Source organism: Halorubrum sp. SD612 (assembly GCF_002135005.1).
Map to the genome: position 1 here is coordinate 1 of NZ_NEWI01000095.1, position 11,545 is coordinate 11,545.

Here is an 11,545-nt window from a genome sequence, read left to right on the forward strand (position 1 = left end):
CGATGGTCAGGGCGCCGCGCGGGTGGATCTCCTCGACCTTCTGGACGTCCTTCGAGGAGACCATGCCGCCGAGGGAGGCGCGCATGTCGGTCGCCATCACGACGCCCTCGTCGGCCTTGATGCCGACGGTAGTGGTCCCCGTCTTCATCTCGCCGTCGCCCTCCGCCTTCGCGGCGCGGCGCTCGCTGTGTTCGAACTCGCCGAGCTCCGGTCCGAAGACAGGCTGGTCGCGGCCGAGGTCGGCAGCCGGCCCGTCTGAGAGGTCGCCAGTCGGTGTTCGCATTACGCCCACATTCGCCCGGCGCGCTGATAAAGGCAACCCTTCGGGGGCCGCCGACCGGTTCCGACGGGCCTATCCGTCGCCGGGCCGCGACCGGCCGACCGCGGCGGGGGACGCTGGATCGCGACGGACCTCGGAGCGGGCGCTGCGGGGCTGCGACGGGCACGAGGAGAGCTGTGCGGGATCGCGGGTCGAAGGGGAGTCTCGCCGTCGCTCGGCGTCTGGTCGGTCGCGGAGAGCGAGCTACTGTCGGCGCGCGATCACTCCTGGTCGACGGCCTCGGTGGTCGTCTCGACGAGCCGACCGACCGGGACGTTGATGCCGAGGTGCTGACGCGCGAAGACGGCCACCGGGAACAGCGAGATTCCGACGGCGACGGACGCTTGGTGCAGCCCGAAGAGGGCTGCGGTACGGATGCGGTCGAACATTGGACTTCTGTCACACCCCAACGGAGGGGTATATATATATCTTCCGTGGGCCGCGTCGAGGACACCTCGACGCTGTCTTGCGGTTTCCGGTCATTAATTAACGATCCTGAAATATTTCTCGTTCCGCGTCGATCGACGCGTATCCCAGCCCGGTTTGACCTCGTTTATTCTCATAACTTATGAGGATCTTCGTCGCCTCGTGCGCCTCGCATCGGCTTGCTCGCCGCAGCGGGGCGTCCCCGAGTCGCTCGCGCCGGACCGAACGGGATTTAACGGCCTGCGCGCCTACCCTCTCGCGTGCAGAACGTCACGGACCGGATCCGGAACCCCTTCGGGATGCGCCCCGACTGCCCCTCGTTCGTCCCCGGCTACGGCGACGCCAACGCCGACTTCCACGTCGTCGGCGACCGCCCGGGCGTCCACGGCGGGACCGCGGCGGGCGTCCCGTTCACCGGCGAGGCGTGGTCGCCCGCGTTCCTGTCGGCGCTCTCGGACGCCGGACTGATCGCGGGTGTCGCCGAGGGAGTCGCCCCCGACGGCGTCCCGCACGACGGCGATCCGACGGCGGTCGACCCCGTTCGAACCGGCCGAACGTTCCTCTCGTACCTTCACATGTGCGCGGGCGAGGCGCCGCCCGACGAGGCCGCCTACGCCGACATGGAGCGGTTCTTCGACGCGGAGCTCCGCGCCATCGCCGCGCACGTGCTGCTCCCGGTGGGCGCGCGGGCGACCGAACACGTCCTCGAAACCTACACCGCCCGGGCTCGGAAGACCGAGATAGACATGGACGGGCTCCACGGCGAGGAGCTGCTCGGCGCCGGCTGGCTCGTCGTCCCGATCAAAGACCCCGCCGACTGGGCGGACGGCGACGCCGATCGGCTCGTTGACTCGCTCCGAGAGCTCCGGTCAACCGACTTCCGCCGCGAGAGCGACCTCGGTCGCTTCATTGCCGGCAGCGACCCGTACCTCGTCCGCTGACGCGGCGATCGCTCGCCGAGCCCGCGACCCGGCCTCCCACGTCCGGATGGACGTGAACTTTCCCCGGCAAAGCGCGCTACCGATACGGTGATCCGGCAGTAATCGCTCACATCTGCGGCCGATCGTTTTCTATCGCGGCCGCGAGGGTGTCATATTTGTCACTACTATCCGGATTTTATACCTGTCCCGCCGATCCGTGAGTAGACGCCCGACCGATCGGGCGTCGGCCGCAGGACTGGTACTCCCCGCGGCGACTTGGTCAGTCCCGGCCCTCACCGGCCGGTTTTTCCTCGCTACACAGCGCCTCGACGTACTTCCCGACGTGGTCGTCCATTCGCCGCTTGTAGCCCGCCTGCCGCGCGAGCCGGTCGAGCTCGCGGGAGACGTACGTGCCGTACTGGACTGCCTTCTTCTCCGCGGCGTGGACCGACTCCGGCAGCCGCCGGCTCGCGACGCGGCGGAGCGCGACCTTCCGCTCGTCGCCGTCGACGAGCAGGGCGTCCGGGAGCGCCAGCGCGGCGCCGACGACACGGTCGTCGAGCAACGGCGTCGCGGGCTCGACCCCCGCGGCGCGGAGCGCGAGCACGTCCCGCTCCAGCTGATCGGGCAGCGTCCGGACGGTCTCGGTCCGGGCGCTGCGGACGGTGTCGGCGTCGACCCGGGAGTCCTCGGCGGGGTCGACGACCTTGCTGTACCCGCCGAACAGCTCGTCGGCCCCCTGTCCGACCGCGAGGCGATCGAACCCGTCGGCCGCGGCCGCCTCGGCCGTCATGAACAGCGGCACCGCGATGGACGCGTCCATCGGGTTCCGGCGACCGGTCGCGGCCGCCACCGCGCGGACCGCTCGCGTGAGGTCGTCATGCGTGACCTCGACGACGCGCAGGTCGCGGTCCATCGCGCTCGCGGCCTCGCGCGCCGCAGCGATGTCGTGGCTCCCCTCGAAGCCGGCGACGTAGCAGGGGGCCTCCGGGACGGCCGCGGCGACGAGGCCGGAGTCGACGCCGCCGGAGAAGGCCACCGCGAGGTTGCCGTCACTGCTCTCGTCGTCTCCCCCGGACCGAGTTGATGCCGCGAGGTCCCCGAGCGCCGCGCTCACCGCGCCGTCGACCGCCGCCAGCGCGGCCTCCGGATCGGCGGTCGGAGCCGGGTCGGGAAGCCGCCAGACGCGTTCGGTACCGCCGGCCGAGACCACGCTCCCCGCGGGCACCGGCTCTGGATCGGCGAGCGCGCCGCGGTCGAAGGCCCACGCGTCGGTCGCCGTGGGAATGCGGGCGGTCCCCGGATCGAGCGCCTCGCGCTCGACGAACAGCGGTTGTCGGCCGAGGACATCGCGGACGAGCACCGGGCCGTCGCGGTCCCGCGGGTCCAAACTCGGCGGCTCGGCCAGCAGCCCGGCGAAGCCGCACCCGCCGGGGAGCGGGTCGCCGTCGCGGAGCGCGGCACGGACGCGGTCCGCGGGGGCGCCGCGGAGGTCGGACGAGGAAGGGGCCGTCATCGCGGTCACCGGAGGGCGTCGAGCGCGCGGAGCGCGCGGCGCTTGGCGCCCCCGCCGAACTGCCGGAGCGAGACCCGCCACGGGGTGCGCTTGCCGACGACGCTCGTCCGCCCGTCGGCGATCCCGTCGAGGATCGCGTCCGCGGAGCGCTCGTCGGCGCCGACCTCCGTCACCGCCTGCCCGACCATCTCGGAGATGTGGGCGTCGCTGCCGGCGGTCATCGGGAGCCCGTTGCGGACGGCGAACTTCTCGGCCTGTCGGTTCGAGCGCCCGGTGAACAGCCGCGAGTTGTACACCTCGATCGCGTCCGCGCTCGCGAGCCGCTCGTCGCTGACGTGCGCGGCGACGCCGTGGCGGGACTTCTGGAAGGGGTGGGGGACGACCGCGATCCCGCCCTGATCGCGGATCCGGTCGAGCGTCTCGTCGAAGGGGAGGCCGCTCTCGACGCGCTCGTCGATGCCGAACGCGAGCACGTGGCCGACCGCGCAGGTCACCTCCATGCCGACGATGCCGACGAGCCCGTAGTCGGGGGCCTTCTCGGCCGCCTCGATGCTGGCGTCGATCTCGTCGTGGTCGGTGACGGCGAGCGCGTCGAGCCCGACCGCGGCCGCCTGCTCCAAGAGGAGGTCGACCGGGTCGCGCCCGTCGTACGACAGCGCGGAGTGCGCGTGGAGCTCGACCGATAGCACGCCCGACGGTTCGAGCGTGGTGATGAAAAGCGCCCCGGTCCGCGCCGGTTCACGCCGCTTCGCGGCGATCGAACCCCACTTCGACGATCTGTTATCTAAAAGCAACTGCGGTGGCGCGTGCCGACGAGCGGCCGGAGGGCGCGAGTCGCACGCGCGAGGGAGTCGCGAACGGTGCGATGTGCGAGCGAGGCGAGCACCCCCGTTGCGAGCGGTGAAACCGCGGGCAGTGAGCGACGGGGCTGGGGAGGCGTGAGGTGCTGTGCGCGAGTCCTCGCGGCGGGGCTTTGCCGGCGTTCGCCACCGGTCCGCCCTCGGTTGTTTATGTACGGACGGTGGAACCGATGAAAAGAACCCTCAACCACCGAGTGCTAGCTAAAACGCGCTCCCGCCTACGGTCTTCCGATAGGTCGCGCGCCCGGTGTGGCTCGACTCGTCCCACGACTCCACGTCGACGACGACCCGAGTGTCGACCGCGTCCCCGGGCGCGCCCTCGATCCGGAGCGTCGAGTCGCCGATGCGCGCGACGTGTACGCCGCCGTCGGACTCGCCCGTCACCATCACTTCGATCGCGTCCCCGGCCGCGTAGTCCGGCGTCGATCCCCGGAACGACCACCCGGCGAGGAACTTGTCGAAGACGCTCATGCGCGGGACACCTCCTCGGAGGCGCGGTCGGGGATGTACTCCCGCCCGAAGCCGGTGATCGCGGCGATGATGAATATCGCCACGAGGAACCAGCCGTGGAAGACGTACGGCACGACCTCGATGGGGTTCACGACCATCTCGGGGCCGTACTGGGACCCGAGGCCGTCCGGCCCGACCATCACCTGGTACCCGACCAACACGCCGCCCGCCCACGGGAAGATGTAGCCGAGCGCGGAGGTGTTGGCGTCCAAGATGTTCGCGCGCCGGTAGCCGTTGATGTTGAACTTCTCGCCGATCCGGGCGACGTACGGGGCGATCGCGATCTCCGCCGCGGTGTTTATCGTGATCATCCCGTTGATCGTCGCGGTGCCGAGGACCATCGTCAGCTCCGCCCGGCGGACGGTCGTCGCGACGCGGTCGAGGAGGAACGTCTGGATCGCCTCGAAGCCGCCGCCGCGGATCATGATCTGCGCCATCGCGACGATGAGGAGGGTGAGGACGATCAGCGGGAAGAACCCGACCGCGCCCGTGTAGAGGCTCCCGCCGACGCCCGCGGTCTCGCCGACCTCGACGACCGGGAGCCCGGAGAGCGCCCCGGCCTCCGTCACGGTGAAGGCGACGATGTCGCTCGCGCTCGACAGCCCGAACAGGAGGTTGGACGCGACCGCCACGACCAGCCCCCACGAGATCGCCTCGACGATGTGACGGCCCGCGACCGCGGTGACGATGACGACTCCCATCGAGAGCAGGTGGACTAGTCCGAGGGCGTTCGCGGACTCGCGGAGCGCGACGGCGCCCTCGAGGCTCACGCCGGCCATGGCCGAGCCGGCGATCAGGTACGCGGCGAACGCCGGGACCGCCGCCGCGATAGCGTACTTGAACCGCGAGGCGACGACCCCGCCGATGTCCGCGTCCTGAGTCACGGCGCTCACGATCGTCGTGTCGCTGACGGGCGCGAGGTTGTCGCCGAAGACGGCGCCCGACAGGATCGCGGCGAACAGCAGCACGGGGTTCGCGCCGATGAGCACGCCGGCCGGGAAGAACAGCGTCACGAACGCGACGGTCGCCCCGTATCCGGTGCCGATCCCGGTCGCGAGGAGGCCGCAGAGGATGAACGCGGCCGCGGGGAACGTCGACGCGCCGACGTTCAGAGCGTCGGCCGCGAAGATGAGCCCCTCGACGAAGCCGCCGGCCTGGAGCGTCTGGGCGAACATCCCGGCCCAGAGCCACGCGACGATCGCGGTCGCGGCCACGCGCTGGGTCATCCCTTCGAAGATCGTGTCGGCGTACGCCTTCCAGTCGCCGCGGACGAGGAACATCCCGAGCGTCGTTCCGACCAACGCGCCCACGACGAGCCCGTTGGTGTCACCGATCCCGAGGACGCCGCTCTGGAAGATCGCCCAGGCGATGAAGAAGACGAGCGGGAGGGTGCTCGCCCACTTCCCCCCGCGGAACTCGATCCGCGGGTCGTCGCTCCCTTCCTCGCCGACGCCGAAGTCGCTGCCGTCTGGGGGGTCACCGCCGTCGGTCGCGGCCGGGGTCCCCGCTGTCGTGTCGGTCATTTATCTCTCACACGCCTTCGGAGACCGACGGCTCACGTAAATCCCCGTGTGCGCTCCGTCAGACGGACTGTGAGCGTTCGCCCGACGGAATCGCCTCACGCGGGGACAAGAACACGCTTAAGACCCCCGACGGCGACCGTCCTGACGGGAACAGCACAGCTGCAGATCCGACTCGCCGGGGCCCTTTCGCCCGCGGCTTGGGAATGTAGCAGTGCGCCGACGCCTCCGGCGTCGCGGTCGGGCGGCCCGCTCGCGCGGACCGTCCGGTCGGAGCGCTCGCTCCGCGAGCGATCCGTAGCCGCGCCGCGCGGAGTCCCGGTCACGTTGCGGTTGTGCCGTTCCAACCAGACAGACAATGGCACGAATGCACACGCGCCGTCGCGGTTCGTCCGGTTCGGACAAACCGGCGACGGACGAGACCCCGGAGTGGAGCGACGTCGACGCCGAGGACATCGAGTCCCGCGTCGTCGAACTGGCGGAGCAGGGCCACGACCCCAGCGTCATCGGCCTCAAGCTGCGCGACGAGGGCGTCAAGGGCGTCCCGGTCCCCGACGTGAAGCTGGCGACCGGCAAGAAGGTCACCGAGATCCTCGAGGAACACGACGCCGACGCCGACATCCCGGAAGACCTCCGCAACCTCATGTCGCAGGCGGTTCGCCTGCGCGAGCACATGGCGGAGAACGGGCAGGACCACCAGAACAAGCGCGCGCTCCAGAACACGGAGTCGAAGATCCGCCGCCTCGCGAACTACTACCGCGGCGACGAGATCGACGAGGAGTTCACGTACACCTACGAGAACGCCGTCGAGCTCTTAGAGGAGTGAGCGGCTAGCACGGCGACACCGAGCGACCGATCCCGACCGACACACCACACATGACCGAAGCGACGTCCGCCACGCCCGCCTCCGACGCGCTCGCCGGCGTCCTCGCAGACGCGCCGTTCGTCCGGCTCGTCGCGACCGACGACGGCGACGCGCTGGCAGCCGCCGGGCTGCTCGCGCGAGCGCTCCGAGCGACGGGCACGCCGTTCCAGGCTCGGGTCGACCGCGACCCGGTGCCGGCGGACGTCGACGACGGCGTCGCGGTAACGGTCGGCGTCGACCGCGGGCCGCACGCGATCCCCGGAACGGGACGACCGGCGAGCACGGCCGCCTTCGCGGTCGCCCGTGCCCTCGGCGTCGAACCCGACCCCGTGGTCGCGCTCGCCGGCGTCGTCGCGGCCGGGTCGATCCCCGGCGCCGACGGCTCCGGCGACGCGCTCGACGCCGCGGAGCGGGCCGGCCGCGTCGAGCGGCGGCCCGGCGTCGCGCTCCCGGTTTCGGGCGGCGAGCGCGCCGCTCACGAGACCGACGGCGCGGACGCGGCCCCCTCGCGGGCCGAGGCCCTCGCGGCCTCGACGCTCGCGTCGACGCGGTACTCCGGCGACCCCGATGGGGCGCGCGACGCGCTCGATCCCTTGGGACTGTCCGCCGACCCCGACGCCGACGACCGCCGGCGCTTCGCGTCGCTGGTCGCGGTCGACGCGGTCGACGGCGACGATACGAGCGAGCGCGCGGCCGCTGCGGTCGAGCGCGCACTCCGTCCGTACGCGACGGACGGTCCCTTCGAAACGGTCGGCGGCTACGCCGACGTGCTCGACGCGCTCGCCCGGGAGGCGCCCGGGACGGGCGTCGCGCTCGCGCTCGCGAGCGACCCCGACGCGTCGCTCCGGTCGGCCGCGCTCGACGCGTGGCGCCGCCACGGACTGGCGGCGCACCGGGCGCTCGACGACGCGACGGTCGGCCGGTACGACGGCTGCGTCGTCGCCCGTGTCGACGCGGCGCCGGCGGTCCTGCCGACGGTCGCCCGACTCGTCCGGGACTTTCGGTCACCAGAACCCGTCGCAGTCGCGCTCGACGAGGGCGCAGGCCGGCTCGCGGCCGCTGCCGTCGAGCCGATCGGGCTCGGCGACGCCTGCCGGACCGCCGCCGACGAGGTCGGCGGCGACGGTTGGGGGACCCCCGCTCGCGGCGGGATCGCCGTCGAGACCGCCGGACCCGGCGACGCAGACATCACGGGGGCGCTGGCCGCGCTCCGGGAGGCGATCTGAGATGTCCGACGACGCCCCCCGAACGGCCGGCGGCGACGCCGACCGGACCGCGACGGTCCGGACCACGCACGCCGACGCCGCGACCGTCGCGGCCGCGGTCGGGCCGGACGAGACCGACTCGATGCGCACGCGCGTTGACGGCGACGCCGTCGCCTGCACCGTCGCGCGACCGACCACCGGCGGGCTCCAGTCGACGCTGGACGACCACCTCGTGAACCTGCGCGTCGCCGACCGCGTGGTCGAGCGCGCTCGGTCGCATATCGCCGCAGACGCCGACTCCGCCGACACCCTCGACTCCACAGACGAACCACAGACGACCGACACCGACACACACACCGACACATGAGCGAACGATCCGTATCCAAGAGCAGAGAACAGAAGCGCTGGTACTCCGTGCTGGCGCCCGAACAGTTCGACCGACAGGAGCTCGGCGAGACCCTCGCCGAGGAGCCCCAGCAGGTCGTCGGCCGCACGATCACGACGACGCTCGACGAGCTGACGGGCGACTCCAACGCGAACAACACGAAGCTGACCTTCAAGATCACCGACGTGGGCAGCGACTCGGCGTACACCGAGTTCATCAAGTACGAGCTGACGCGCGACTACCTGCGCTCGCTCGTCCGCCGCGGCGCCTCGAAGGTCGAGGCGTCGATCACGGTGCTGACCACGGACGACTACCGTATCCGCGTCCAGCCCGTCGCCCTGACGACCAAGAAGGCCGACCGGTCCCAGGAGAAGGCGATCCGCCGCGTCATGATCGACAAGGTCCACGCGGCCGCCGAGGAGCGCACCTTCGAGGCGTTCGTCGACGCGATCGTCGACGGGAACCTCTCGTCGGCCATCTACGGCGACGCCAAGGAGATCTACCCGCTCCGCCGCGTCGAGGTCCAGAAGCTCACCCTCGAAGCGCGCCCGCGCGAGGTCGCCGCCGAGGAGGAGGCCGCCGTCGACGTCGACGCCGACGAAGTCGCGGTCGACGCCGACGAGTAACGGCTCGTCCACCCGACGCGACCCCGTTTTGCGTTTATTTCTTCCCGAGCGGCCGCGCCGTCACCGAGCGGGTCACTCCGCGTCCGACGCCGTGTCGGCGGCCATCCGGATTCGCGCCGACTCGAAGCCACACTCCTCGTAGAAGCCGCGAGCGGACTCGTTCTCGACGTCGACGTCGAGCGTGACGCGCTCGCAGCCGCGGTCGGCGGCGGCCCCCCGGGCGCGGTCGAGCAGCCGCCGCCCGATACCCTCGCCGCGGCGCGGCGGCCGGACGTACAGCTCGCTCACGTGGAGTCGGTCGCCCGCGGCGAACACGGGTGCGGACGACTCGGGGCTCGCGGCGGCGTAGCCGACGAGGCGGGCGTCATCGCCCGTTTCGCCGTCCGCGACGGCGACCCACGTCACCGCCTCGTCGTCGTCGAGCTTGTCCCGTCGGTGTTCGACGCCCGCGGCGACGAGGTCGACGTCGTCCGCGAGCGCGTTCCGGTCGGCGAGCCGCGCCATCTCGCGCGCGAACGGTAGCCACAGGTCCTCGACCAGCGGTCGCACGTCGCCTCGCCGGAGCCGCCTGATCGTCGGGGTCACTCCGGATCGACCGCCATCGTCATCTGTTTGCGGTACTCCTCGAACCCGGTCCGCTCGTAGAACGCCACGGCTCGCTCGTTGTCGACGTCCACGTCGAGCCGGAGCTGCCCGCAGCCGTGGTCGCGGGCGTCGGCGACCGCGCGCTCGACGAACCGGTCCGCGAGGCCGGTGCCGCGGTACGGCGCCGCGACGTATATCTCGCCGATCACCAGTCGGTCCGGGCGATCGAACGGGTCGGGACACGCGTCGACGCTCGTCATCAGCAGGCCGACGAGGTCCAGGTCGGGATCGGTCACGGCGGCGGTCGCGGGGTCGACCGCGGCGTCGGCCGCCCCGTCGGCGGCGGTCGCGGCGACCCAGCCGCGGCTTCCCGAATCGTCCAGCTGGTTCCGGGCGAACTCCACGTGTCGCTCGACGAAGCGCTCCTCGGGCCAGTCCGCGAGGTCGTGGACCCCGACGGCGTCGGCGAGGTCGCGGTTGTACGGGAGCCACAGGTCGGCCGCGTAGCGGCGGAGGGCCTCCTCGTCGGACGGCAGCCGTCGGATCGCGGGTCGATCGCCGGACATACCCGGTAACTCGGTCGGCGAGAGAAGTGTTTTCCGGCCGCGTGCGACCCGTCCGCATCCGGCGATATCCGGGAGACGAAAGCTTGAAACGCCGCTCGCTCGACCTCTCGGGTATGGAACTGCGGGTCATCGAGAAGACCGACACGGAACTCTACATCGAGATCGCGGGCGAGGATCACACGTTCATGAACGTGCTGAAGGGCGCCCTGCTGGAGTCGGACGACGTCGCGGCCGCGACCTACGACATGAATCCCGAGCAGTCCGGGGGCCAGACCGAACCCGTCCTCACCGTCAAGGCCGAGGATGGCGACCCGCTCGACGTGCTCGGGGACGCCGCCGAGTCGATCACCGAGCGCACGGACGCCCTGCGCGACGCGGTTCGCGCGGCCTGACCGCGCGATCTGACCGCGGACGGACCTCTTTCCGCTCTCCGTTTTCCGGCCCCGCGCGCTGCGAGGGGCATACCTAAGTGCCGACTCCCGAAACGGGGGTGTATGCCGCCGAGCGTACTCATGCTGGGGTGGGGGTACCCGCCGAACATCACCGGCGGGCTCGACGTCCACGTGGGAGAACTGTTCACCGGGCTCCGCGACGAACTCGGTGTCGACGCCGCGCTGGTGTTGCCGGCGGAGTTCGCGCCCGACGACGAGCCGGGACTCGAACCCGTCGAGACCGGCGAGGGCGACGTCGCGGCGCGCGTCGGGGAGCTCTCCGACCGCCTCGCCGAACTCGCGCCCGACTACGACGTGATCCACACCCACGACTGGTTCGGGTACGGGCCCGGTCGCGCCGCCGCCCGCGAGTCCGACGCGACGTGGGTCTCCTCGTTCCACTCGCTGGCGAGCGACCGCAACATCGACCCGCCGAGCCGCGAGGTCGAGACGGAGCGCCGGCTCGCGAACGCCGCAGACACCAACATCGCGGTCAGCGAGATCGTCCGCGAGGACATCCGAGAGCTGTACGACGCGGACTCGCGGGTCGTGTACAACGGCTTCTCGACGCCGCAGTTCTCTGGGAAGGACGTCCGCGAGGACCTCGGTATCGACGGCGAGATGCTGTTCTTCGTCGGCCGCCACACCGACCAGAAGGGGATCTCGCACCTCCTGTACGCGACCAAGAAGCTCCGCGGCCGCGACGTGACGCTCGTCGTCGGCGGGTCGGGCCACCAGACCGAGCAGCTGAAGCGGTTCGCCGAGCTGCTCGGCATCGAGGACCGCGTCGAGTTCGTCGGCTACGTCCCCG

14 protein-coding genes and 1 pseudogene are annotated in these 11,545 nt (G+C 71.4%); 7 read left to right on the top strand and 8 right to left on the bottom strand.

The features are described from left to right. Together B9G38_RS11210 and B9G38_RS18275 are read right to left on the bottom strand one after the other, a co-directional pair. Positions 1-283 (bottom strand): annotated as a pseudogene (locus B9G38_RS11210) (proteasome subunit beta); the annotation flags it as partial. 257 nt (positions 284-540) lie between these two features. Next, positions 541-708: a hypothetical protein gene (locus B9G38_RS18275; protein ID WP_167373065.1), complete on the bottom strand. Its 168-nt coding sequence runs from the start codon at positions 706-708 to the stop codon at positions 541-543. A 297-nt stretch (positions 709-1,005) separates the two neighbouring features. Here B9G38_RS18275 and B9G38_RS11215 point away from each other — a divergent pair, with 297 nt between their 5' ends. Further along, entirely contained in the window at positions 1,006-1,686 is a 681-nt protein-coding gene (locus B9G38_RS11215) for a uracil-DNA glycosylase family protein (RefSeq protein WP_086220427.1), read from the top strand. Between the two features lie 259 nt (positions 1,687-1,945). On the opposite strand, the gene B9G38_RS11220 is transcribed toward B9G38_RS11215, so the two are convergent. From B9G38_RS11220 to B9G38_RS11235, 4 genes are all read right to left on the bottom strand, one after another. Next, the gene (locus B9G38_RS11220) at positions 1,946-3,181 is read right to left on the bottom strand and encodes an asparagine synthase C-terminal domain-containing protein (RefSeq protein WP_086220431.1); all 1,236 of its coding nucleotides are present in this window, start codon (positions 3,179-3,181) and stop codon (positions 1,946-1,948) included. A 5-nt stretch (positions 3,182-3,186) separates the two neighbouring features. After that, a complete protein-coding gene (locus B9G38_RS11225; protein ID WP_049931333.1) occupies positions 3,187-3,870 on the bottom strand; it encodes a PHP domain-containing protein in 684 nt (227 codons plus the stop codon). A gap of 372 nt (positions 3,871-4,242) precedes the next feature. Further along, positions 4,243-4,512, bottom strand: coding sequence for a hypothetical protein (locus tag B9G38_RS11230; RefSeq protein WP_049931332.1), 270 nt, complete (start codon positions 4,510-4,512; stop codon positions 4,243-4,245). After that, on the bottom strand, positions 4,509-6,074 hold the full coding sequence (locus tag B9G38_RS11235) for a Na+/H+ antiporter NhaC family protein (protein ID WP_086216343.1): 1,566 nt from the start codon (positions 6,072-6,074) through the stop codon (positions 4,509-4,511). Before B9G38_RS11235 ends, B9G38_RS11230 begins: the two co-directional genes overlap by 4 nt. A gap of 355 nt (positions 6,075-6,429) precedes the next feature. On the opposite strand from B9G38_RS11235, the gene B9G38_RS11240 reads away from it, so the two are divergent. The 4 genes from B9G38_RS11240 to B9G38_RS11255 are packed head-to-tail and all read left to right on the top strand — an operon-like array spanning position 6,430 to position 9,152. After that, positions 6,430-6,897, top strand: a complete 468-nt coding sequence (locus B9G38_RS11240; RefSeq protein ID WP_049931330.1) for a 30S ribosomal protein S15 — start codon at positions 6,430-6,432, stop codon at positions 6,895-6,897. 50 nt (positions 6,898-6,947) lie between these two features. Next, positions 6,948-8,162 (top strand): exonuclease RecJ, encoded by a 1,215-nt coding sequence (locus B9G38_RS11245; RefSeq protein WP_086220428.1) that lies wholly within the window; start codon positions 6,948-6,950, stop codon positions 8,160-8,162. A gap of 1 nt (position 8,163) precedes the next feature. Next, positions 8,164-8,508, top strand: a complete 345-nt coding sequence (locus B9G38_RS11250; RefSeq protein WP_086216341.1) for a KEOPS complex subunit Pcc1 — start codon at positions 8,164-8,166, stop codon at positions 8,506-8,508. Further along, positions 8,505-9,152 (top strand): 30S ribosomal protein S3ae, encoded by a 648-nt coding sequence (locus tag B9G38_RS11255; protein WP_049931327.1) that lies wholly within the window; start codon positions 8,505-8,507, stop codon positions 9,150-9,152. The genes B9G38_RS11250 and B9G38_RS11255 overlap by 4 nt, the downstream gene beginning before the upstream one ends. A 72-nt stretch (positions 9,153-9,224) precedes the next feature. Here B9G38_RS11255 and B9G38_RS11260 read toward each other — a convergent pair whose 3' ends face one another. Then, positions 9,225-9,701: an N-acetyltransferase gene (locus B9G38_RS11260; RefSeq protein WP_143415419.1), complete on the bottom strand. Its 477-nt coding sequence runs from the start codon at positions 9,699-9,701 to the stop codon at positions 9,225-9,227. Between the two features lie 32 nt (positions 9,702-9,733). Beyond that, on the bottom strand, positions 9,734-10,303 hold the full coding sequence (locus tag B9G38_RS11265) for an N-acetyltransferase (protein ID WP_086216339.1): 570 nt from the start codon (positions 10,301-10,303) through the stop codon (positions 9,734-9,736). Positions 10,304-10,416: 113 nt separating this feature from the next. Here B9G38_RS11265 and B9G38_RS11270 point away from each other — a divergent pair, with 113 nt between their 5' ends. Together B9G38_RS11270 and B9G38_RS11275 are read left to right on the top strand one after the other, a co-directional pair. Beyond that, a complete protein-coding gene (locus tag B9G38_RS11270) occupies positions 10,417-10,695 on the top strand; it encodes a DNA-directed RNA polymerase subunit L (RefSeq protein WP_086220429.1) in 279 nt (92 codons plus the stop codon). Positions 10,696-10,815: 120 nt separating this feature from the next. Further along, the coding region (locus B9G38_RS11275; protein WP_086220430.1) for a glycosyltransferase family 4 protein at positions 10,816-11,545 on the top strand (730 nt) is incomplete at its 3' end.

Bases quoted from the DNA above. Each gene is read 5' to 3' on its own strand.
- B9G38_RS18275 (WP_167373065.1), bottom strand. From the start codon at position 708: ATGTTCGACCGCATCCGTACCGCAGCCCTCTTCGGGCTGCACCAAGCG.
- B9G38_RS11265 (WP_086216339.1), bottom strand. From the start codon at position 10,303: ATGTCCGGCGATCGACCCGCGATCCGACGGCTGCCGTCCGACGAGGAG.
- B9G38_RS11235 (WP_086216343.1), bottom strand. From the start codon at position 6,074: ATGACCGACACGACAGCGGGGACCCCGGCCGCGACCGACGGCGGTGAC.
- B9G38_RS11270 (WP_086220429.1), top strand. From the start codon at position 10,417: ATGGAACTGCGGGTCATCGAGAAGACCGACACGGAACTCTACATCGAG.
- B9G38_RS11230 (WP_049931332.1), bottom strand. From the start codon at position 4,512: ATGAGCGTCTTCGACAAGTTCCTCGCCGGGTGGTCGTTCCGGGGATCG.
- B9G38_RS11245 (WP_086220428.1), top strand. From the start codon at position 6,948: ATGACCGAAGCGACGTCCGCCACGCCCGCCTCCGACGCGCTCGCCGGC.
- B9G38_RS11250 (WP_086216341.1), top strand. From the start codon at position 8,164: ATGTCCGACGACGCCCCCCGAACGGCCGGCGGCGACGCCGACCGGACC.
- B9G38_RS11240 (WP_049931330.1), top strand. From the start codon at position 6,430: ATGGCACGAATGCACACGCGCCGTCGCGGTTCGTCCGGTTCGGACAAA.
- B9G38_RS11255 (WP_049931327.1), top strand. From the start codon at position 8,505: ATGAGCGAACGATCCGTATCCAAGAGCAGAGAACAGAAGCGCTGGTAC.
- B9G38_RS11220 (WP_086220431.1), bottom strand. From the start codon at position 3,181: ATGACGGCCCCTTCCTCGTCCGACCTCCGCGGCGCCCCCGCGGACCGC.